Here is a 21,697-nt window from a genome sequence, read left to right as displayed (position 1 = left end):
GAGCCCGGCGACGCCCCTCACAATGCGGGGAGGCCGCGGGGCACTGGGGCCTCTTGCAAGCCCAGGCCGTCGTGCCGGGTCGCCTCGGCGCGGGCCAGCTCAGGCGTTGAAAAGGAAGTGCAGCACGTCGCCGTCGCGCACCTGGTAGGTCTTGCCTTCCGCGCGCATCTTGCCGGCTTCCTTCGCCCCCTGCTCACCGCCAAGACTGACGAAATCGTCATAGGCGATGGTCTCTGCGCGGATGAAGCCACGCTCGAAATCGCCATGAATGACACCGGCCGCCTGGGGCGCGCTCGCACCCTCGGGGATGGTCCAGGCGCGGGCTTCCTTGGGGCCGACGGTGAAATAGGTCTGAAGGCCCAGAAGCGCGTAGCCCGCCTTGATGACCCGGTCGAGACCCGGCTCCTCCAGCCCGAGGCTTTCGAGGAACTCGTCGCGCTCCGCTTCCTCGAGCTGGGAGATCTCCTCCTCGATCGCGGCGGAGATCACAACGCTGCCCGCACCGGTCTCGGCGGCCATCTTCGCAACGGCCGCGGAATGGGTATTGCCCTCGGCGGAGGCGTCCTCTTCCACATTGCAGACGTAGAGCACCGGCTTGGCCGTCAGAAGCTGGAGCATCCGCCAGGCCTTGGCATCCTCGGCGCTCACCTCCACGGCGCGCGCAGGCTTGCCGTTTTCCAGCGCCTCTTGGGCCATGGCGAGCAAGCGGTCCTGATCCTGCGCTTCCTTGTCCGATCCCTTCAGCCTGCGCACAAGCCCCGCGCGGCGGCGCTCGATGCTTTCGAGATCAGCGAGCATCAGCTCGGTCTCGACGGTTTCGGCATCGGCCACCGGATCGACGCGGCCATCCACATGGGTCACGTCGTCATCCTCGAAGCAGCGCAGCACATGGGCGATCGCGTCGCATTCCCGGATATTGGCCAGAAACTGGTTGCCGAGCCCCTCGCCCTTTGATGCGCCCTTCACCAGACCCGCGATGTCGACGAAGGTCATCCGCGTCGGAATGACGGCTTTCGACTTGGCGATTTCCGCAAGCTTTTCCAGTCGCGGATCCGGCACATTGACCTCACCGACATTCGGCTCGATGGTGCAGAAGGGAAAATTCGCAGCCTGCGCCGCAGCCGTCCGGGTCAGCGCGTTGAAAAGCGTCGATTTTCCGACGTTCGGCAATCCGACGATTCCAGTCTTGAAGCCCACGCGGCTCTCTCCCTTCACATGAACGATCCGGCGCGCATCTAGAGCGAATCCCTTTGCGACTGCAACAGGGAGATTTGGAGCCGTGCGGCGCCATGGCGCGCGCATGACGCTTGCACCGGGCGGCCGGGCGCGACACATTCGGCAGGCAAGCGAAACTTGATCCGGGAAAGCGAGCCATGTCGGACAGACTCAACAGCGTTTTGAAGGCCATCGACACGGCGAATGCGGCCGACCCGCACATGGAGGTCGTGGACGGGGAGGAAAGGCCTGCGGAGTTGGTCTATGGCGAACGCATGAGCGCGGAACTTGCGCGTCTCTGCCCGGATGCGTCGGAACACCTGCAGATCGCCGCACGCGGACAGCATATCGAGCGCTGGAAACTGCCGCGAACGGATTTCCCGGAAGGCCGGGCGGGCTATCTCAAGTGGCGCCAGACCCAGGCGGCCAACCATGCCGCCCGCGTCAGCGGCCTGATGGCCGAGGCCGGCTACGACGAGGAGGATCGCGGCCGGGTCGAGAGCCTGCTGCGGAAGGAAGGCATCAAGCGCAATCCGGAAATGCAGATGCTGGAAGACGTGATCTGCTTCGTCTTCATCCGCAACTACATGGCCGAGTTCGCCGAAGGCCGCGATGCGGAGGAAATTGCGCGGATCGTCACCAAGACCGCGAAGAAGATGTCGCCCGAGGCCCGCGAACGGGCAATCCGGGAATTTGCACTGCCGGACGAATTGGCCGCGATGATGCAGGGGTGAAGCGCTAGCGGGTCAGAGCGAAGCCGTCTTGGTCTAGGGCGTCGCTCAGACCCGGTGATGTGACCGGATCGGCTCGGACCGCAGATGATCCGAGCCTGTTCGGCGCGCCGATCTTACTGGAAGCCTTCCAGATAGGCGATGACGTCCGCGACGTCCTCTTCCTTGCGCAGACCGGCAAAGGCCATCTTGTTGCCCGGGATGTAGCCCTTGGGGTCGGTAAGATAGCCCGCGAGGTTCTCGTGATCCCAGACCATGCCTTCGCTGGCCTTTTCCATGAAGGCGTCGGAATAATTGAAGTCCTCGACCGATGCGATTTCACGACCGACAACGCCGTTCAGGGTCGGCCCGACGCGGTTCTTGGCGCCCTCGCCCACCATGTGGCACGCCTTGCATTTGCGGAAGACCTTTTCACCGGCTTCCGCGTCGCCCTGCGCCAGGGCGGACGTGGAGATACCCGCAAGCAGGCCGGCAAGGACAAGGCTAGTCCGAAGGATCATGGTTGTTCTCCCAGTATCGGGTCCGGTCCTCGGGGTTGTTCGTCAGCCGCTCACGGCTTGCGTCTTTTCCCTCAGGCACGAGCCCCTTCCTTTATCAATTCGACAAGGGACGCATCACAGCCGATTGGTGCCGGCCTGTCCATCCTCTGCGCGTCCCTCTTGGCACGCGCTTTCAGCGATACCCGATTTTTTCAGGCCCGGCGAGCCGACAAAAGTCCAAGGTTCATGACCTTGAGCACCCTTGCCTCGATATCCGCCGCACTCATTGCTGCCGAACGATACATGGCGTCCGGCGTGTCCTGGTCAAGGAACGTGTCCGGGAACACCATCGAACGGAACCGGAAGCCGCCATCGAAAACGCCCTCTTCGGAGAGCAGCTGTGACACATGGCTGCCGAAGCCGCCGATCGCGCCCTCCTCGATGGTGATGAGCGCTTCATGACGGGCCGCCAGGTCGAGAATCAGATCTCGGTCGAGCGGCTTGGCGAAGCGGGCATCCGCCACGGTTGCCGAGATCCCGCGGGCGGCAAGGGCCTCCGCGGCCAGCAGGCATTCCGAGAGCCTCGCCCCGAAGGAGAGCAGCGCCACGGAGCCGTTGCCCTCGCGGACGATCCGGCCCCGACCGATCTCGAGCGGCGTGCCCTTCTCGGGAAGTTCGACGCCGGTTCCCTCGCCGCGCGGGTAGCGGAAAGCCGAGGGGCGATCGTCGATGGAAACCGCCGTCGCCACCATGTGCCGCAGTTCCGCCTCGTCCGCTGCGGCCATGACGACGAAATCGGGCAGGTTCGCAAGATAGGCCACATCGAAGCTGCCTGCATGGGTCGCGCCGTCCGCCCCAACGAGCCCGGCCCGGTCGATGGCGAAACGCACCGGCAGGCGCTGGATCGCGACGTCATGCACGACCTGATCGTAGCCGCGCTGCAGGAACGTGGAATAGATCGCGCAGAAGGGCTTCATGCCCGCCGCAGCCATCCCGGCCGCGAAGGTCACCGCGTGCTGCTCGGCAATCCCGACATCGAAGCATCGCCCCGGAAACCGCTCGCCGAAGAGGTTAAGCCCGGTTCCATCCGGCATTGCCGCGGTCACGGCCACGATCTTGTCGTCGGCCTCGGCTTCCCGCACGAGCGACTGCGCGAAGATCTTGGTGTAACTTGGCGCATTGGATGGCTTTTTCTGCTGCGCACCCGTCACGACATCGAACTTGCCGACCCCGTGGTAGCGGTCGTCCGCCTTCTCGGCGGGCGCATATCCCTTGCCCTTGGTGGTCAGCGCGTGGATCAGCACCGGTCCGTGGGCGCGGGATTTCACCGCACGCAGGATCGAGAGAAGCTGTTCCATGTCATGCCCGTCGATGGGCGGGATGTAGGAAAAGCCCAGTTCCTCGAACATCGTCGCGCCCGAGGTCGCCGCCCGGACCACGTCGCGGGCGCGTTTCGCCCCCTCCTGGAAGGGCCGCGGCAGGTGGCTGACCGCATCCTTCGCGGCATGGATTAACTCATGGAACGGCTCGCCCGCGTGCAGCCGCGCGAGGTATTTCGACATGCCGCCCACCGGCGGGGCAATGGACATCTTGTTGTCGTTGAGGATGACGATCAGCCTGCGGCCCATCTGGCCGGCATTGTTTAGCGCCTCATAGGCCATGCCGGCCGACATGGCGCCGTCGCCGATCACCGCGATGCAGTCGCCCACATCCTCGCAGCCGAGATCACGCGCCGTCGCGAACCCGAGGCCCGCGGAAATCGAGGTGGAACTGTGTGCAGCACCGAACGGGTCGAAGGGGCTCTCGGACCGCTTGGTAAAGCCCGAAAGACCGCCGCCCTTGCGCAGGGTCCGGATGCGGTCGCGCCGCCCGGTGAGGATCTTGTGCGGATAACACTGGTGTCCCACATCCCAGATGAGCTTGTCCTTGGGCGTGTTGAACACCGCATGGATCGCGACCGTGAGTTCGACCACGCCGAGCCCCGCGCCCAGATGGCCGCCGGTTTCGGAAACGGCGGAAATCGTTTCGGTGCGAAGCTCGTCGGCGACCTGGCGAAGTTCGGCGTTGGACATGGCGCGCAAATCGGCCGGCCCGTGCACCCGGTCGAGCAATGGCGTCTCGGGACGGTCTTGGCTCATTCTGGCTTGGTGTCCTTCTCTAGATGCGCTCAGCCGGTCCGCTCGACGGCGAAGGTCGCCGCAAGCTTCAGGTTCTGCGCTGCCGATCCGTAGGGCGACAGATGCCCGCGTGCGGATTCGGCCAGTTCCAGCGCCCGTTCCCGCGCGCCCTCGAGACCGAGCAGCGAAACGAAGGTCGCCTTACCCTTTGCCTCATCCTTGCGCAACTGCTTGCCCACCGCGTCCGGATCCCCCTCCACGTCGAGGATGTCATCCTGGATCTGAAAGGCAAGCCCGAGCGCCGCGGCGTATCGCTGCAGGGGCGCGGTATCCTGCCGCCCGAGGATGGCGCCCGATTCCGCTGCCCAGCCGATGAGCGCCCCGGTCTTGAGCGACTGGAGCATGGCGATCTCGTCGAAGCCGAGGTTGGCGGCGCTGCGTTCGGCCGCGATGTCGAAGGCCTGACCGCCGACCATGCCGGCCGCGCCCGCGCATTTCGAGAGCCGCGCAATGAGCCGGATCTGCACCCGAGGGTCTATCCCGCTCTGCGGGGCCGACAGGATGTCGAAGGCCAGCGTCTGCAGGGCGTCCCCGGCGAGGATCGCGGTCGCTTCGTCCCACTTCACATGAACCGTTGGCTTTCCGCGGCGCATGTCGTCGTCGTCCATCGCCGGCAGATCGTCATGCACGAGGCTGTAGGCGTGGATGCACTCCACCGCCGCAGCGGTCCGCAGGGCCTGGCCCGGCGGCACCCGGAAGAGCGCCGCGCTCTCCATGGCGAGAAAGGCGCGCAGCCGCTTGCCTCCCGAAAGCACCGCGTGGCGGATCGGCGGGCCAAGAAACGTGTCTTGCGCAGGCAGGAAGGCATCGAGCGCTTCCTCGACCTGGGTGGCGGCCTGGCTCAGGGCCGCGTGAAATTGCAGCAGTTTCGAGTCCATCTAGGCGATATCGACATCCCGACCGGTTACGGTTCCATCCGGCGCCTCGGTGATCTGGGTCACCTTGGCCTCCGCGTCCTTCAGCTTCGTCTCGCAATGCGCGCGCAGGGCGGCACCCCGTTCGTAGAGCGCAATCGACTCCTCCAGCGGCACCGTGCCCTTTTCCAGCGCACCCACCACGGTCTCGAGCTCGCCCAGAGCCTGCTCGAAGCTGAGATCGGCGACAGGGGCCTTGGTATCGGACATTTCAACGCTCCATCAGGACTCGGACATGCGCCGCCGAAGCCGACGCAAGCGCCTGCAAATCATATCCGCCTTCGAGAGTCGATACGACCCGGCCTTGCGCATGTCGATCCGCGATCTTGCACAGCTCGCGCGTCGCCCAGGCGAAATCGCTGTCCCCGAGGTTGAGGTTCGCCATCGGGTCGCGGGCATGGGCATCGAAACCCGCCGAAATGAACACCATCTCCGGCTCGTGCGCCTCGATGGAAGGCAGGACGCGCTCCTCCATCACCTTGCGAAAAGCCGCACCATCCGCGCCGGGCGGCAACGGCGCGTTGACGATCTGGCGGTGCGCGCCGCGCTCCGTGCGCGCGCCGGTGCCGGGATAGAGCGGCATCTGCTGGGTCGAGGCAAAAAGGATGCGCTCGTCATGCCACACCAGATCCTGGGTGCCATTGCCGTGATGAACATCGAAATCCATGATGGCGACACGGCTGAGGCCATGTGCCTCCAGCGCGTGCTTTGCACCGATCACAACATTGCCGAAGAAACAGAACCCCATGGCGGTCTGCGTCTCGGCATGGTGGCCTGGTGGGCGAATGGCGCAGAAGGCGTTCTTCACCTCGCCCCTCATCACCATGTCCACCGCCTCGACGATTGCCCCTGCCCCACGCCGGGCCGCGTTCAGCGTGCCTGGGCTCATGAATGTGTCGGAATCGATCGAGACGAACCCTTCGCTCGGCGCACGCTCGACAATTGCTTCCAGATAGGCTTCCGGATGCACGCGCAGGATATGGGCATCCTCCGCGAGCGGGGCTTCGATCCGGATGAGATAGGCGAAATCTTCGGCATCGAAGGCGGCTTGAACCGCGCGCAGCCGGTCGGCGCATTCGGGATGCCCTTCGGGGGTCACATGGTCGAGGCATTCCGTATGGGTGATGAAAGCCGTGTTCATGCGGCAGCCCCCCCCGTGCGTACAATCGCGATCATGGCGCTCCCCCCGAGCAAGTCTCTTTTGCTACATGCTTAATACCGGAGGGTGAGAAGTTGCAAATCCTGCTTTCGAATGAGGCATGGTGGGGGCGAAGACGGCCCCATCCGGATCGAATGCTGCTTGATTTCACCTCTATATATGTATACCGGTCTACCTACTCGTTTAGGAGGCCTTCATGCCCAAGCCTGAAACCGCAACGCGAGAATCTGCGCGCGACCGCCTGATGCGGGCGGCGATGGCTCTTTTCTATGACCACGGCATCGGCGGAACCGGGATCGACGCCATCGTCGAACGGGCCGGTGTGGCGAAGAAAAGTCTTTACAACAACTTCGCCTCGAAGGCGGATCTGGTGAACCAGTATATCGAGGCGCGACACGCGGAATGGCTTGCGCTCTACGATGCGCGCGTGGCAACGGCCTCCTCCCCGTCGCAGCGCGTCCTCGCGGTTTTCGATGCCTATCAGGACCACGCCGAGTTCGCCTACGAGCGCGGGTTTCGCGGTTGCGGGCTGCTCAATGCCGCCGCCGAGCTTGAAGCGGGCAACGCCGGTCGCGACGCAGTCCGGCGCCACAAGGAACAGGTCGAGAGCATCCTCGCCCGACACCTTTCGGAACTGCTGCCTGATGCGCCGGACCGCGTGGCCACGTTGGCCGCGCATATCGCCTTCATCCTCGAGGGCGCCATGTCGCGCGCCGGTCTTGAAGGCAGCAGTGCGCGGGTGATCGCCGCGCGTGGAATGGTCGAAAACATGCTGAAGGCACTCTGACATGAAACGAGACTACGCCTGGGGCGTTGCCGCGATCCTCTTCTCCGCGGTGGTCTGGGGCACGACCGGCACCGCGGCAACCTTCGCTCCCGATGTCAGCGCTGCTGCGATCGGTGCGGCCGCAATGGGCGTGGGCGGTATCGCCCAGGCGCTTGCGGCCCTGCGCGGCATTACCCGGTCCCGCGCCGAACTTCGGGCGCGGTGGCGCCTTCTGGTCACAGGCGCGCTGGCCGTCGCGATCTATCCGCTGGCCTTCTACGGCTCGATGCGCCTTGCAGGCGTCACGATCGGGACAGTCATCACCATCGGCTCCGCACCGCTGCTTTCGGCTCTCATCGAATATGCGCTCGACCGGTCGCGTCTGACCTTCCGCTGGAGCCTGGGCGCACTGGTGGGCCTCATCGGGATGGGTCTGATCTGTGTGGCGGAAAACGCCTCCCACGGGGAAATCCAAAGCGGTGCTTCCGTGCCACTCGGTGTGCTTCTCGGCCTCATCGGAGGCCTCACCTATGCGCTCTATTCCTGGACCGCGCGCCGAATGATGCTCCGGGGCATTCCCTCCTCTGCGGCCATGGGCGCGACCTTCGGCCTGGGCGGCCTGCTCCTCCTCCCGGTTCTGATCGTCACCGGCGGGCCGTTCCTGGCGTCATGGAGCAATGCCGCGGTCGGGATCTACATGGCCGCTGTGCCGATGTTTCTCGGCTACCTCTGCTTCGGCTACGGCCTCGCGCGGGTGCAGGCGAGCATGGCGACGACGATCACGCTGCTCGAGCCCGTTGTCGCGGCGGTGCTGGCCGTCATCATCGTTGGCGAGCGCCTGCCCGTTCCTGGCTGGATCGGCGTGGCGCTCGTCGTCGGGTGCCTGGCGATCATAACAACGCCGTTTTCCCTGATCCTCCGCCCCTCCAGGGCGAAGGATCTATCTCCCGTGCCCTGCGCGTGTCAGTCGAAGGCCGCGTCCGTCACCACATGGGTCCAGGCACCCTCTGGCGCCTTGGTGATGACCGGATCGGAACCTGCCGAAAGCAGCGTGTCGACCGTCCGCTGGTAGTCGGCTTCGTCGAGCGTGCCGTCCGAACCCGCGGTGAGCTTGGCCACCTCGCCCATCATGCGGATCTGGTGATGCTCCTGCTGCGCGCCGGTCTCGTCATAGTCGAGCACGATCATCGCCGCATCCTCGGGGTTCTCCTCGGCCCACTTCCAGCCTTTCATCGAAGCCCGGACGAATTTCGCCATGGTATCGACGAATTCGGGGTCCTCGAGCCGCTCCTCGAGCACGTAGAGACCATCTTCCAGCGTCGCGACGCCCTGATCTTGATACTTGAAGACCGTAAGGTCATCCTCGCTCAGCCCCGCATCGATCACCTGCCAGTATTCGTTGTAGGTCATGGTCGAGATGCAGGCCGCCTGGTTCTGCAACAGCGGATCGACATTGAAGCCCTGCTTGAGAACGGTCACACCCTCCTCGCCGCCATCGGTCGGGATGCCCAGCGTGCTCATCCAGGACAGGAACGGGTATTCATTGCCGAAGAACCAGACACCCAGCGTCTGACCGGGGAAATCCTCCGTCGAGGTCACGCCGGAATCGTTGCGGCAGGTCAGCATCATGCCCGAGGACTTGAAAGGCTGGGCGATGTTCACCAGCGGAAGGCCCGCCTCGCGTGCTGCCAGCGCCGCGGGCATCCACTCCACGATCACATCCGCGCTTCCACCCGCGATCACCTGGGGCGGCGCGATGTCCGGGCCGCCCGGCTTCACGGTGACGTCGAGCCCTTCTTCCTCGTAGAAGCCCTGATCGAGCGCCACATAGTAGCCTGCGAACTGCGCCTGGGTGACCCACTTGAGCTGGATGGTCACCTCCTGCGCCTGGGCTGCGGCCCCGAACATCAGAGCTGCCAACGGAATACCGGCCAACGTCTTCTTCATGCACTCGTCTCCTTGCGACACACACGTCCTGTTGCGGCTCCCGGACGTCAGCTGCGCTGCGCCGGATGCCAGAAGGTCGCGGCCCGTTCGGCCAGTGCGAGGGTTCCGTAGAACGCAGAGCCCACAAGCGCGGCAATCGCGATTTCGGCCCAGACCATGTCGAGCGCAAGACGCCCGACCTCGGTCGAGATCCGAAACCCCATGCCCCGCGTCGGCGAGCCGAAGAATTCCGCGACAATGGCGCCGATCAGAGCCAAAGTCGTGCAGATTTTCAAGCCATTAAACAGGAAAGGTGAAGCAGCCGGCAGCCGCATCTTGACCAGTCCCTGCAAGTAACTCGCCGCATAGGTGTTCATCAGGTCTCTTTGCATCGGATCGGTCGCAGCGAGACCTTGAACAGTGTTCACAAGCATCGGGAAGAACACCATCAGCACCACGATGGCCGCCTTCGATTCCCAGTCGAAGCCGAACCACATCACCATGATCGGCGCCATGCCGATGATCGGCAGCGCGGAGACGAAATTGCCCACCGGCAGCAGACCGCGGCGGAGAAAGGGCATCCGGTCCACGAGAATACCCGTGAGGATCGCCGCGCCGCAGCCGATGGCATAGCCAGAAAGCGCGCCCTTGAAGAAGGTCTGCGTCACATCCTCCCAGAGGATCGCACGCGCCTCTACCAGACGCACCGCGATGGCCGAGGGTGCGGGCAGCAGCACCGGGCTGATCTCGAAAAGGCGCACCGCCAGTTCCCAAAGCCCGATCAGCGTCACGCCGAAGAAGACCGGCGGAAAGATCCGCCCCATCCAGCCGCCTGCGCGCACCGCGCGGGTGTTGATCCACCAGGCCCCCAGCCAGACCGCGAGTATCAGGACAAGCGCCGCGCTCATTGCCGGACCTCCATTTCTTGCCGTCTGCCGCAGGTGCCAGCCGGATCAAGCCCTCTGGACAAGCCCCCCCGGCCCCGGCCACAAACCCCCGCATGGCTCGCCGCAATGCTCCGCTCGAGATCGACCTGCCCCGCGCCCGCAGGCTCTGGCTGCACGCCCAGCGCCTCGACGCAGACGCGCCGTTCGGCGAAGGCCCCGATGCCACGCGCGCTGCAATCGCCCATCTCGGCTACGTGCAGATCGACACCATCCACGTCATCGAGCGCGCCCATCACCATATCCTCTGGTCTCGCATCCCCGGTTACCGCCGGAAGGATCTCCACACCGCACAGAACATCGAGAAATCCGTGTTCGAATACTGGGCCCATGCCCTGGCCTATCTTCCCACAGATGCCTACCGCCACTTCATGCCAGCGATGAAGGCCGAGGCCGCGGACACCGAGCGCTGGTTCGGCCGCATCTCGCAGAGCGATGTTGCCCGCGTGCTCTCCCGCATTCGCCGCGAAGGGCCGCTCAGCATCCGCGACTTCGCCGATGAGGAGCTCGTCGAGAAGCATCACGCCTGGGCGAGCCGCAAACCCGCCAAGGCCGCCATGCAATACGCCTTCTTCGCCGGAGAACTGGCGATCAGCCGCCGTGATGGCATGTTGCGCACCTATGACCTGACCAACCGCCACTTCGGATGGGCGCGCCGTCCGCGCGCCGCGAGCGAGGCACAGATCCTCGCTTACCTGCTCGACCGCGCCCTGCGCGCGCAAGCCATCGTCAGCCTCGAGAGCATCTGCTACCTCGACGCGCCCCGCAAGCCCGGCATGGCCGCCCTGATCGAGCGCCGCATCCGCCAGCGCAAGCTCGTTCCCGTCCGTCTGGGGGACGAGCCGGACCCCACGCACTGGACCACGCCCGAAACGGCGGCCCTCGGCCTGCCTGCACCCGGCAACCGCGTCCACATCCTTTCGCCCTTCGACCCGCTGGCAATCCAGCGCCCGCGTCTCAATCGGCTCTTCGACCACGACCACCGCTTCGAGGCCTATGTGCCGGCGCCGAAACGCAAATACGGCTATTTCGGTCTGCCCGTCCTGATCGGGGACCGGATTGCCGCCGTAATCGACCTCAAGGCCGATCGCCGCGCGAAGCGCCTCGAAATCCGCCAGTGGGGCTGGATCCACGGCCCCCGCGACGGCGACAAGGCAAGGATCGAAGCCGCGCTTTCGCCCTTCGAAGCCTTCCAGTTCAGGGATTGAGCGCACACCCCTCCTCACGCCCGTGCCCCCATCATCCGGCCCGCCACGCGCTCCGCAAGGCCGATCAGCGCCACGAGACAGGCGGCAAGAATGGCCGCCATCACCAGCGCCGACCAGATCTGAACCGTCTGGCCGTAGTAGCTGCCCGAGAGCATCCGCGCGCCAAGCCCCGCCACCGCGCCCGTGGGCAACTCGCCGATGATCGCCCCCACGAGGCTCGCCGCCACCGCCACCTTCAGCGAGGCGAAGAGATAGGGAAGGCTCGACGGCCAGCGCAGCTTGCGGAAGGTCTGCGCCCCGCTCGCGTTCCAGGTGCGCATCTGGTCGAGCTGCATGACTTCCGGGCTCCGCAGCCCCTTCACCATGCCCACGACCACCGGGAAGAAACTGAGATACATCGAGATCAGCGCCTTCGGCAGCAGCCCCGTGACGCCGATGGAACTGAGCACCACGATGATCATCGGTGCGATGGCGAGGATCGGAATGGTCTGGCTCGCGATCACCCAGGGCATGACGGAGGCATTCATCGTCCGGTTGTGCACGATGCCGACGGCAAGCAGGATCCCGAGCGCCACGCCCAGCGCGAAGCCGGTCAGCGTGGAGGAAAGCGTGATCCAGGCATGATAGACGAGGCTGCGCTTGGACGTGATCCGTGTCTCGACCGTGGATTTCCAGAGTTCCGCCACCACCTGATGCGGCGCGGGCAGGCGCGGACGATCCTGGCTCCAAGTGTCCGCCACCAGCGCAGGGAAGGTAAGCTCCACCTCGTCGCGGCCCGCCTGGTCGTAGGCCCAGGCCGAATTGAGCCAGACCGCGCCCGCATACCAGAGCAGGATGATCGCCGCGACCACGGTCAGGACCGGCAGGAAAGACCTCCGCATCATGGCGCCCGCCCCCAGACATAGAGGATATCCGGCAGGCCCTCCTCGTTCTCGCCCTCCGTGCGGGTCTCCTCGCGGAACCCTTGCCGAAGATAGAATCGCTGCGCGCCCTCATTGGCCTGAAACGTCCAGGCCATGAGCCCCTCGGGACGCCGGCGCTTGGCCTCCGACAGAAGCGCCGCACCGATCCCCTTGCCCCGCGCGGCGTCCGCGATGCTCAGAACCGCGATGTAGCCCTCGGCGTCGAAGGCCAGAATGCCCCGGATCTCGCCCCCCTCTTCGGAGACGATCACGGTGCAGACGCCGAAAATACGGTTGCAGAAGAAACGCTCCACCCCGTCGGCGGGATGGATGCGCGGCATCCAGGGAGTCGCATCCACCCAGGCATTGTAGATCGCCGCACTCGCCGCGGCGTCCTCCGCCCGGCCGTCTCGAATGATGAAATCACCCGTCATAGGCATGCCCGGCCCTGAGCCCCTCGCGGACCCGATGTGCCAGCGCCAGGAACTCCGGGGTCTCGCGGATGTCGAGATCGCGCTCGCGCGGAAGCGTGCTTTCGATCACATCCGTCACCCGTCCAGGGCGCGGGCTCATCACGACGATCTTCGTCGAGAGAAATACGGCTTCCGGGATCGAATGGGTCACGAAGCCGATGGTCTTGCCGGTGCGCGCCCAAAGCGCCAGCAACTGCTCGTTGAGCTTGTCGCGCACGATCTCGTCGAGCGCCCCGAAAGGCTCGTCCATCAGCAGGATGTCGGCATCGAAAGCGAGCGCGCGGGCGATCGAGGCGCGCTGCTGCATCCCGCCCGAAAGCTGCCAGGGGTATTTCTTCTCGAACCCGGAAAGCTCCACCAGCTTCAGCACGCGCTCCATCCGCTTCTGCTGCTCGGCCCGCTCATAACCCATGATCTCGAGCGGCAGACGGATGTTGGCCCCGATGGTCCGCCAGGGAAACAGCCCCGCCGCCTGGAAGACATAGCCGTAGGACCGGCTCTTGCGCGCCTCATCCGGGCTCATGCCGTTGACCGTGATCGTCCCGGCCGTGGGCTTCTCCAGATCGGCCGCAACCCGCAGAAAGGTTGTCTTGCCACAGCCCGACGGCCCGATGAAGGAGACGAAGTCGCCCTTGTGAATCGACAGATCCACGTCCTTGAGCGCATGGACCGGCCCGTCATTGGTCTCGAAGGTGAGCCCAAGCCCTTCGGCATGGATCACATTGAACGGCTTACTCACTACTATCGAACTCCCTTCCTGGACTCCTCACGCAAACGTTACCGAAACGCGGGGCGACGGATCTGATTATGACGTTAGCATGACAGTAATGCGACACTAACGAGTCATCTCGTGAGGACATCGCGACAATCGGTTCATCTGGGGGGACGGAACCATGGTCATGATCCTGCAAGACGTAGTCGAAATATCGGGCGCGGCCATGCGTTCGCGTCAGACACGCGTCTGCGCCGCCATTCTGGGGTTGCTTACCGCTGTCATCCTGGCACTGGCATTCTCGATCCCGTGGCTTGCGATGGGAACGGCGCACGAAATGCAGATCCGCGAGCTTCTGTTCCTGGGGCAGGAGAACAGTCTCGGTGAAAAATACTGCCAGGCTCTCAGTTTCGCGATTGCACTCTGTTTCGTGATTTCCGCGACGCTCAGGCGCTCGGCGGTGCTTTTCGCATTGGCCCTGCTCTTCGGCTTCATCTGGTTCGACGATACCATGCTCTATCACGAGCGCGTCGGAAAACTGCTTGCCTCGGGTCTCGATCTTCCCGCCGTTTCCGGCTTGCGACCGCAGGATCTGGGTGAGCTTCTGGCCTGGCTCGTCGCGGCGATGATGCTCTTTCCGGTCTTTCTCCGGGCCTGGTTCAAGCGTCAGACCGGCGAAGCCGCGCTTCTCGTCATCCTGGGGCTCTGCATGGCCGCCCTCGCCTTCTTCGGCATCGTCGTGGACATGATTCACGTGCTTGCGTCCGGATCCGGAACGCTGGATTTCCTTTTCGCCAATATCGAGGATGGCGGCGAGATCCTGGTCATGGCGGTGGTCGCGGTCCTTGCGATCCGTGTGCTGGCAATGGGTGAGACGCAGCTCGTTCGGACGCGCCGCACCGAACCTGAAGCGGCCAGAGCCTGGGCCGAACTGGATGCCGGCGTTCCGGTAACCGCCTGACCACCCATCCAGGCGATGAGATGCGCGGTCGGGCTTTCGCCGGGCGCGGCGGCGAAGATCAGTCATGGGCGTGCATGCCTCCGGTCTTCTCCCGGTTCACCGGCCCGAAATACATCCCGATGATCCGCTCCCGCCCCAGTTCGTCGACAAGCTCCCGGAAGGCCGAATAACCGAAGAAGAGCAGCACGAGCCAGAGCTGGACCGCCCAGAACCGCGCCCAGGAGAACTCCGCGACCTCGTGCTGCATTCCGGCCGCAAAGCCGTATTCCCCGGTCGCGGCCGAAAGCATCGCCTCGGCCAGCCGGAAAAGGATGGTGACGAGCACGTAGAGCCCCGCCTTCCAGGCGGCGTTCCAGATCAGCGGCTTCTCGGGATAGCGGTTGAAGAACGGCAGCTTGTCCGCCACCAGCACCGCCTTGCCGCAGATGAGCGCCGCAACCGTGGCCGCAGCATAGGTGGGCAGATCCCCGCCCTCCCCGCGCGCGATCAGTGCGACAGAGAGAACCAGGATGTTGAAGCTTACGACGAAGAAGATCGTCGGCGGCAAAACATGCCGGAATTCGCGAATGATGAAATCTCTCACTTCCGCGCCTCCGCCGGAGCCGCCGTGCTCACGCCAATGCCCCATTCACCAGAGAACATCTTTTTGCCAATGCTGGCTTCGGCAACATGGACACCAGATTGGAAAGGGTCGCCAGCCTGTGGTTTGCGCAAAGCCCAACGCCCTGTTTCGCCGCCATCACAGAGGATCCAGCCCTCGCTCCAGTTTTCACCGCCCTGGCGGAAGGCCGATAGCCACCAACTTCCCCCATGACAGGATCGCCCATTGGATGAACCGAGTTGGAGCCGGCTATTGGTGGACTGAAGAAAGTATCCACCCAGTTCTTCCGATCCATCCACCGCTCCGAGTTGCACACCATGACGCATCGTGCATCCATTCGCTGCCAGAATGCAGACCAGCCCAACCAAAGCCTTCATCTCCCGCTCAGCACCTCGGCCCACTCGGGATGCTTGCGGAACTGCCCGGCCGCGAAGGGGCAGAGCGGCAGGATCTTCTTGCCCGCCGCCCGCGCGTCCTCCACCGCCCGCGCCACCAGCGCCGCCCCCACGCCCTTGCCGCGGAACACATCCGGGACCTCGGTGTGATCGATGATCAGAAGTCCCGCGCCGGCCTTGGAGTAGGTCAGTTCGGCCTCTTCGCCTTCGGCGCGATAGACATACCGCCCCTTGCTCGCGCCGTCCTCCAGGCTGATGACCTCGGCCTCGATCCCCATTCAGACCCCCGAAGGAATGTTGGTCGGATCGCGCTCGATCTTGCGCGGCGAATTGAGATCCTTCCACTTCGAGAGCGCGGCATGCGGCGCCGGGAAGGCCGGACGCGGCACGAACTTGCCCCGTCCGGGCTGCGGCTGGCTGTTCTGCCCGTCGGCCCAGACCACGTCCCCGCGCGACAATGTGTAGCGCGGCAGGCCCTTCACCTCGAAGCCCTCGAACACGCAGTAATCCAGCACCGACTTCTGCGTCGCCGTGGTGATCGTCTTGGAAAGCGATGGATCCCAGACCACGATATCGGCATCCGAGCCGGGAACGATGGCGCCCTTCTTGGGATAGACATTGAGGATCTTTGCGATGTTGGTCGAGGTCGCGGCGACGAATTCGTTCGGCGTCAGCCGCCCGGTCTCGACGCCCTTCGACCACAGGACCGGCATCCGCTCCTCGAGCCCGCCCGTGCCGTTCGGGATAGAGGGGAACCCCGAGAGTCCCATGCGCTTCTGATCGGTGGTGAAGGCGGCATGATCGGTCGCGACCACCTGGAGCGAGCCCGCCTGCAAACCGGCCCAGAGACTGTCCTGGTGGGACTTGTCGCGGAAGGGCGGCGACATCACCCGGCGCGCGGCGTAATCCCAGTCCTTGTTGAAATACTCGGTCTCATCGAGGGTCAGATGCTGGATGAGCGGCTCGCCATAGACCCGCATCCCCTTCTGCCGCGCCCGCCGGATCGCCTCATGCGCCTGCTCGCAGGAAACATGCACGATATAGAGCGGCACACCCGCGGCATCCGCGATCATGATCGCGCGGTTCGCCGCCTCACCCTCGACCTCCGGCGGCCGGGAATAGGCGTGGCCCTCGGGTCCGGTCAGCCCTTCGTCCATGTATTTCTTCTGCAACTCGGCAACGATATCGCCGTTCTCGGCATGGACCAGCGGCAGCGCGCCCAGCGCGGCGCAGCGTTTGAAGGAGGCGAACATCTCGTCGTCCTCCACCATCAGCGCGCCCTTGTAGGCCATGAAGTGCTTGAAGGTGTTCACCCCCCGCTTCACCACCTGCTCCATTTCGGAGAAGATCTGCTCGTTCCAGCCGGTGATCGCCATGTGATAGCCGAGATCGACACAGATCTGGCGCGAGGATTTCCGGTCCCAGTCGGCGATGGCGTTCAGAAGGCTCCCGTCCGCACCCGGAAGCACGAAATCGACCAGCATCGTGGTGCCGCCAGCCGCCGCCGCGAAGGTGCCGCTCTCGAAGGTCTCGGCCGCGGTCGTGCCCATGAAGGGCATCTCGAGATGGGTGTGCGGGTCGATACCGCCGGGCATGACATAGGCATCGGTCGCGTCAACCGTCTCGTCGCCCGTGAGCCCCTCGCCGATCGCCGCGATCGTCTCGCCCTCGATCAGCACATCGGCCTTGTAGCTCCGATCCGCCGTGACGATCGTGCCGTTCTTGATGACCTTGCTCATGTTCCTCGCTCCGCGCTTCGTTCTTGGATCGCCTTACCGTTCGCTAGGGCCAAAAGATCACCCGGCGAGATTTGCGTCAGTCTGAATGTTTGCAAGCCCCTGATCAACACGCGAGATCCGGTGAGTGCGAGCTGGCCAAAACTACACGGCATAGCCGCAATTGGGCCGTAGGCCCGGCCCGGAACAACGGCGCGTCAGCGCCCCGGGCCAGCGCGCGTCCGCCCCGGAGGGCGAGCGCTTCTTCTGCCTTGTCTTCAGGGCTTTGCCGAGCGGGTGAATTAAACATAAAGCGACGACCGGTAACGTAAGTGCGCTCCCCCGCGGACGAACGCTGGCCCTCCGCTTTGCCCAGATCGATCGTTGGGTCGTGTAAACTGATGCAGGCGGTGCGGCCTTCCCCGGATGGCCGATCAATATGCACTCCATTCACGGCCCGGCCCATCCGCCTGCCCTCTCCCTACCGATACCTGTTGGTAAATTCCCCCGTCTCCGGGTCCCGCTTCAGACAGGCCCAGGAAAACTCCCGCTCCTGCCGTGTGTAAACCTCGTGCCGCGCCTGGGCGACCTCCTTGCACTCCTGAAAGGACGGATAGCTGCCGGAAATGTCCCAGCGCAGCCTGTCATCCTGATAGAAGCCGAGTTCAGCCGCGTAATCCTCCCTCTCGGCACAGGCCGAAAGCGCGGCCGCGCCCCCAACCAGCAGTCCGATGCAAAGCAGCCTCCGGATCATACTCAATCCCCACACCCTTTCGAATCGTTCGCCCGCGCGATTGCGGGCTTCCCGTGATTCTGCGGGAATGGCGCGCAAACTCAACGCCGCCAAGTCACAATCCGTCGACCGGCTCCGCCGCTTCGAGCACCGCATGAAACAGCACGTTCGTGCCCTTCTCCGCCCAGTCGGGCGTGATCTCCTCCGCTTCGTTGTGGCTCAGCCCGTCCACGCAGGGGCACATGATCATCGAGGTGGGCGCCACCCGGTTGATCCAGCAGGCATCATGACCCGCCCCGCTGACGATGTCCCGGTGCGAATAGCCCAGCCGCTCGGTCGCGCCCCGCACCTTGGAGACGCATCCCTCGTCGAAGGTGACGCAATCGAAATGGCCCACCGGCTCGATCTCGATGCCAAGCCCGAGCTCTTCCGCCACCTTCGGCGCGCGCTCCTGGAATTCCGCTTTCATCGCATCGAGAATGTGCTGGTGCGGCGAGCGGAAATCGGCGGTGAACACCGTCTTGCCCGGAATGACGTTGCGGCTGTTGGGATAGACATCCACATGCCCGATGGCACCGACCGCATCGGGCTGGTGGCCCATGGCGATCTCGTGCACCAGTTCGGTGATCCGCGCCATGCCAAGACCCGCATTCACCCGCATGGGCATGGGCGTGGAGCCGGTATGCGCCTCCTTGCCGGTCAGCGTGACCTGCAACCACCAGAGCCCCTGCCCGTGGGTGACGACACCGATATCCTTGCCCTCCGCCTCGAGTATCGGCCCCTGCTCGATATGCAGTTCGAACAGCGCGTGGATATCGCGCGCGCCGACCTCTTCTTCGCCGGTCCAGCCGACCCGCGCCAGTTCGTCGCCGAACGTGAGCCCCTTGGCATCCTCGCGCGCATAGGCCCAGTCGAGCGTATGCACCCCCGCGAACACGCCCGAGGCCAGCATGGCGGGCGCAAACCGCGTGCCCTCCTCGTTGGTCCAGTTCACCACCACGATGGGCCGGCGGGTCTTGATGTTGAGATCATTGAGCGTGCGCACCGCCTCCAGCGCTCCCAGCACGCCAAGCACGCCGTCGTATTTCCCGCCCGTGGGCTGGGTGTCGAGATGGCTGCCCATGTAGACCGGGGCCAGATCCGGCTCCGTGCCCTCGCGCCGGGCGAACATCGTGCCCATCCTGTCCACGCCCATGCTCATGCCTGCGGCATCGCACCAGGACTTGAAGAGAGCGCGCCCTTCGGCATCGGCATCCGTCAGTGTTTGGCGGTTGTTGCCTCCGGCGACACCCGGCCCGATCTGCGCCATCTCCATGATGCTGTCCCAGAGACGCGCCCCGTCGACCCTGAAATTCTCACCGGATGCTGGCATCTTCGACCCTCCACGCACACTCTGAACCGGGGATCATCCTAGAGGCGCCCGGGAAAAGCACAAGATGCCCGGACTGCCCGCGCAACGGGCAATTCTCGCCCCGATCATCCTACCTGCCCGTAAGAATCCGCTTTCGTTCGTAGGCGTGAGCGGTTTAAAACCACGCGAACAGCCCGCCACGCTGCGTTTCCAGCCGAGCCCGCCAACAGATCCGGACTGCTCATGGTGGGAGACGCAATCCTTGAGACGATACAGCTATATTCTGGCCTGCGCATCGGGCCTGACGGCGCACGGTGCCACGGCCCTGGCACAGGACACCGAAACCCCTCTCTTTCTCGGCACTCTGCCCGTGTTTTCGACCCATGACTGGGACGCATATGACGGGGCCGCGGACCGCGCGGAATCGGTCTATATCGGCCCCGAGGAGCTGGAACGTCAGGATCCGCAGACGCTGAAGGAGGTCTTCGCCTCCGACGCCACGGTGCAGGTCGGCGGCGCGGTTCCGGCATCGCAGAAGGTCTATGTGAACGGCATCGAGGAAACGAACCTCGCGGTGACGGTCGATGGCGCGCGCCAGAACCAGAAGATCTTCCACCATTCGTCGACCAACCAGATCGATCCGGGCCTTTTGAAGGCCGTACGCGTCGATCCCGGTGTCACGGCCGCGGATTCGGGGCCCGGCGCGATAGCCGGTGCCATCGCCTACGAAACCGTCGATGTGGACGACCTGCTCGCCCCCGACGAGACAGCCGGCGGCTTTGCCACTGCACGATACAGTTTCAACGGCGACACTTTCGTCGGTGGGCTTGCCGGCTATGGCCGCCGCGACGGCTTCGAAGGACTGGCCTACGTCCGCTATGGCGATGGCGGCAACTACGATGACGGCGACGGCGATGAAGTGCCCGGCACCGGAACCGACCTTACGAGCTTCCTGGCAAAAGGCGCCTACGAGAGCGAAACCGGACATCGGTTCGAGATCTCGGCCATGCAGACCCAGGACGATGCCGACCGCCCCTACCGCGCCAATATCGGCAGCCTCATCGGCCGCGACGAGCCGGAAGTGCGCGAATACGATCTCACCACCCGCAACGTGGTGCTGACCTACGAGGCCACCCGCGCGACCGGGATCTGGCAGCCCACGGCGCAGATCGCCTGGAGCGAGTCGACCACCGACGTGCCCGACCCATGGGGCAGCGAAGGCACCGGCGAGGGTTGGAACGGCAAGGTCGAGAACCGCTTCGGACTGGGCGATCTCGGCTCGATCAACGCGGGCGTCGACTTCTACTCCGAGGAAACGAGCTACGAGGATCCCTTCACCGACGAACTGACCGAGAAGGCCACAAACTGGGGCCTCTACGGCCAGGCACGTCTGACCCCGATCCAGCCGCTCCGCGTCTCGCTGGGTCTGCGCACCGACCAGCAGCGGTTCGAGGGCGTCGATGGCAGCAAGGAGACCAATTCCGGCCTTTCGGGCAATGCCTCCGTCGCCTACGACATCAACGAGATGTTCACCGCCCAGGCCGGCTATTCCAACGTGTTCGGCGGCATCGCTCTTGGCGAGCCCTATATCTACAATCCGGCCTGGGTCTATGACGAACTCGAGCCGGTCCGGTCGGAGAACATGAATGCAGGCCTCGAGTTCCACCACATGGGCTTCGAGCTGGGCGCCTCCGTCTTCCGCACCGACATCGACAACGCACGCGATGCGGTCTACTCGGTCAGCCCCTTCATCCCCTTCGACTTCCGCTCCGAAGGCTACCGTCTCTCGGCCGGCTACAGCTGGAGCACCGGCTTCGTCCGCGCGAGCTTCGTCGACGCCGAAGTGACGTCGGATGGCGATCCGGTCGATTCCGACACGCTCACCTATTTCGGCGTGCCCTCGGGCCAGACCATCGCGCTCGAGGCCGTGCAGCGCATCGACCGCTACGGGCTGACCCTGGGCGGCACGATCGACGCGGCGCTCGAGAACGACGACACCGAAGATCTGGGCTACGAGGCACTGGAGAGCTACACGGTCGTCAACCTCTGGGCCGAGTATCAGCCGGCGCAATACGAGAACCTCACCCTGCGGCTCGAAGCGAACAACATTTTCGACGAGATGTATTCCGACCGCGCCACATACGGTCAGGAATTCGGCACCGTCGAGCCGCTCGCGGAACCCGGCCGGGAAATCGCGATCGCCGCCCGCGTGGTGTTCTGATCGGCATCGGGCGCGGGCTCCGGCCCGTGCCCGACCACGCGCGCCCGCTTTAACCCTGCTCCCAATATCTGCTCGAATTTGCGCGCATCCCGCGTATCATGCCGGATAGAGAGA

The 21,697-nt window shown here is 64.6% G+C and carries 23 protein-coding genes; 6 read left to right on the top strand and 17 right to left on the bottom strand.

What is annotated here, in order from left to right; all coding sequences use genetic code 11:
* Positions 1–99 precede the first annotated feature (99 nt).
* The gene (gene ychF / locus ACP15W_RS07385; RefSeq protein ID WP_424932209.1) at positions 100–1,197 is read right to left on the bottom strand and encodes a redox-regulated ATPase YchF; all 1,098 of its coding nucleotides are present in this window, start codon (positions 1,195–1,197) and stop codon (positions 100–102) included.
* Positions 1,198–1,373: 176 nt separating this feature from the next.
* On the opposite strand from ychF, the gene ACP15W_RS07380 reads away from it, so the two are divergent.
* Positions 1,374–1,949, top strand: a complete 576-nt coding sequence (locus ACP15W_RS07380) for a DUF4202 domain-containing protein (protein WP_424932208.1) — start codon at positions 1,374–1,376, stop codon at positions 1,947–1,949.
* Between the two features lie 113 nt (positions 1,950–2,062).
* Here the strand turns inward: ACP15W_RS07380 and ACP15W_RS07375 are convergent, their stop codons facing one another.
* The 5 genes from ACP15W_RS07375 to ACP15W_RS07355 form a co-directional block, all read right to left on the bottom strand.
* Entirely contained in the window at positions 2,063–2,446 is a 384-nt protein-coding gene (locus tag ACP15W_RS07375) for a c-type cytochrome (RefSeq protein WP_424932207.1), read from the bottom strand.
* A gap of 191 nt (positions 2,447–2,637) precedes the next feature.
* Positions 2,638–4,563 carry a 1-deoxy-D-xylulose-5-phosphate synthase gene (gene dxs / locus ACP15W_RS07370; RefSeq protein WP_424932206.1) on the bottom strand — a complete coding sequence of 642 codons (1,926 nt, stop codon included), beginning with the start codon at positions 4,561–4,563 and terminating at the stop codon, positions 2,638–2,640.
* 29 nt (positions 4,564–4,592) lie between these two features.
* Positions 4,593–5,480, bottom strand: coding sequence for a polyprenyl synthetase family protein (locus ACP15W_RS07365; RefSeq protein ID WP_424932205.1), 888 nt, complete (start codon positions 5,478–5,480; stop codon positions 4,593–4,595).
* Entirely contained in the window at positions 5,481–5,726 is a 246-nt protein-coding gene (locus tag ACP15W_RS07360; RefSeq protein ID WP_424932204.1) for an exodeoxyribonuclease VII small subunit, read from the bottom strand.
* Position 5,727: 1 nt separating this feature from the next.
* Positions 5,728–6,657, bottom strand: a complete 930-nt coding sequence (locus tag ACP15W_RS07355; protein WP_424932203.1) for a histone deacetylase family protein — start codon at positions 6,655–6,657, stop codon at positions 5,728–5,730.
* Between the two features lie 214 nt (positions 6,658–6,871).
* On the opposite strand from ACP15W_RS07355, the gene ACP15W_RS07350 reads away from it, so the two are divergent.
* Both ACP15W_RS07350 and ACP15W_RS07345 read left to right on the top strand, forming a co-directional pair.
* Positions 6,872–7,462 (top strand): TetR/AcrR family transcriptional regulator, encoded by a 591-nt coding sequence (locus ACP15W_RS07350; RefSeq protein WP_424932202.1) that lies wholly within the window; start codon positions 6,872–6,874, stop codon positions 7,460–7,462.
* Between the two features lies 1 nt (position 7,463).
* Positions 7,464–8,513 carry a DMT family transporter gene (locus ACP15W_RS07345; RefSeq protein ID WP_424932201.1) on the top strand — a complete coding sequence of 350 codons (1,050 nt, stop codon included), beginning with the start codon at positions 7,464–7,466 and terminating at the stop codon, positions 8,511–8,513.
* On the opposite strand, the gene ACP15W_RS07340 is transcribed toward ACP15W_RS07345, so the two are convergent.
* On the bottom strand, positions 8,405–9,388 hold the full coding sequence (locus tag ACP15W_RS07340; RefSeq protein ID WP_424932200.1) for an ABC transporter substrate-binding protein: 984 nt from the start codon (positions 9,386–9,388) through the stop codon (positions 8,405–8,407). The genes ACP15W_RS07345 and ACP15W_RS07340 overlap by 109 nt on opposite strands.
* A gap of 47 nt (positions 9,389–9,435) precedes the next feature.
* Positions 9,436–10,275, bottom strand: a complete 840-nt coding sequence (locus ACP15W_RS07335; protein WP_424932199.1) for an ABC transporter permease — start codon at positions 10,273–10,275, stop codon at positions 9,436–9,438.
* A gap of 92 nt (positions 10,276–10,367) precedes the next feature.
* Between ACP15W_RS07335 and ACP15W_RS07330 the strand changes: the two genes are divergently transcribed.
* Positions 10,368–11,519 carry a winged helix-turn-helix domain-containing protein gene (locus ACP15W_RS07330; RefSeq protein WP_424932198.1) on the top strand — a complete coding sequence of 384 codons (1,152 nt, stop codon included), beginning with the start codon at positions 10,368–10,370 and terminating at the stop codon, positions 11,517–11,519.
* A gap of 14 nt (positions 11,520–11,533) precedes the next feature.
* Here ACP15W_RS07330 and ACP15W_RS07325 read toward each other — a convergent pair whose 3' ends face one another.
* Genes ACP15W_RS07325 through ACP15W_RS07315 form a run of 3 tightly spaced genes read right to left on the bottom strand, consistent with a single transcriptional unit; the run spans position 11,534 to position 13,633 of the window.
* A complete protein-coding gene (locus ACP15W_RS07325; protein ID WP_424932297.1) occupies positions 11,534–12,400 on the bottom strand; it encodes an ABC transporter permease in 867 nt (288 codons plus the stop codon).
* A complete protein-coding gene (locus tag ACP15W_RS07320) occupies positions 12,400–12,855 on the bottom strand; it encodes an N-acetyltransferase family protein (protein ID WP_424932197.1) in 456 nt (151 codons plus the stop codon). The genes ACP15W_RS07325 and ACP15W_RS07320 overlap by 1 nt, the downstream gene beginning before the upstream one ends.
* On the bottom strand, positions 12,845–13,633 hold the full coding sequence (locus tag ACP15W_RS07315; protein ID WP_424932196.1) for an ABC transporter ATP-binding protein: 789 nt from the start codon (positions 13,631–13,633) through the stop codon (positions 12,845–12,847). The genes ACP15W_RS07320 and ACP15W_RS07315 overlap by 11 nt, the downstream gene beginning before the upstream one ends.
* Positions 13,634–13,793: 160 nt before the next feature.
* On the opposite strand from ACP15W_RS07315, the gene ACP15W_RS07310 reads away from it, so the two are divergent.
* A complete protein-coding gene (locus ACP15W_RS07310) occupies positions 13,794–14,567 on the top strand; it encodes a hypothetical protein (protein WP_424932195.1) in 774 nt (257 codons plus the stop codon).
* Between the two features lie 58 nt (positions 14,568–14,625).
* Here the strand turns inward: ACP15W_RS07310 and ACP15W_RS07305 are convergent, their stop codons facing one another.
* The 6 genes from ACP15W_RS07305 to ACP15W_RS07280 form a co-directional block, all read right to left on the bottom strand.
* Positions 14,626–15,150 carry a hypothetical protein gene (locus ACP15W_RS07305; protein ID WP_424932194.1) on the bottom strand — a complete coding sequence of 175 codons (525 nt, stop codon included), beginning with the start codon at positions 15,148–15,150 and terminating at the stop codon, positions 14,626–14,628.
* Entirely contained in the window at positions 15,147–15,545 is a 399-nt protein-coding gene (locus ACP15W_RS07300; RefSeq protein WP_424932193.1) for a hypothetical protein, read from the bottom strand. The genes ACP15W_RS07305 and ACP15W_RS07300 overlap by 4 nt, the downstream gene beginning before the upstream one ends.
* Positions 15,542–15,841: a GNAT family N-acetyltransferase gene (locus ACP15W_RS07295; protein ID WP_424932192.1), complete on the bottom strand. Its 300-nt coding sequence runs from the start codon at positions 15,839–15,841 to the stop codon at positions 15,542–15,544. Before ACP15W_RS07295 ends, ACP15W_RS07300 begins: the two co-directional genes overlap by 4 nt.
* A complete protein-coding gene (hydA, locus tag ACP15W_RS07290; protein WP_424932191.1) occupies positions 15,842–17,302 on the bottom strand; it encodes a dihydropyrimidinase in 1,461 nt (486 codons plus the stop codon). It abuts the gene before it with no gap.
* A 457-nt stretch (positions 17,303–17,759) separates the two neighbouring features.
* Positions 17,760–18,032, bottom strand: coding sequence for a hypothetical protein (locus ACP15W_RS07285; protein WP_424932190.1), 273 nt, complete (start codon positions 18,030–18,032; stop codon positions 17,760–17,762).
* A gap of 94 nt (positions 18,033–18,126) precedes the next feature.
* Entirely contained in the window at positions 18,127–19,383 is a 1,257-nt protein-coding gene (locus tag ACP15W_RS07280) for a Zn-dependent hydrolase (protein WP_424932189.1), read from the bottom strand.
* A gap of 241 nt (positions 19,384–19,624) precedes the next feature.
* Between ACP15W_RS07280 and ACP15W_RS07275 the strand changes: the two genes are divergently transcribed.
* Positions 19,625–21,583, top strand: coding sequence for a TonB-dependent receptor domain-containing protein (locus tag ACP15W_RS07275; protein ID WP_424932188.1), 1,959 nt, complete (start codon positions 19,625–19,627; stop codon positions 21,581–21,583).
* Positions 21,584–21,697: the final 114 nt, after the last annotated feature.

Origin of the sequence: Amaricoccus macauensis (assembly GCF_049800915.1) — a bacterium.
GTDB classification, from domain to species: domain Bacteria; phylum Pseudomonadota; class Alphaproteobacteria; order Rhodobacterales; family Rhodobacteraceae; genus Amaricoccus; species Amaricoccus macauensis_A.
This window is presented reverse-complemented; position numbering and strand designations above follow the sequence as displayed.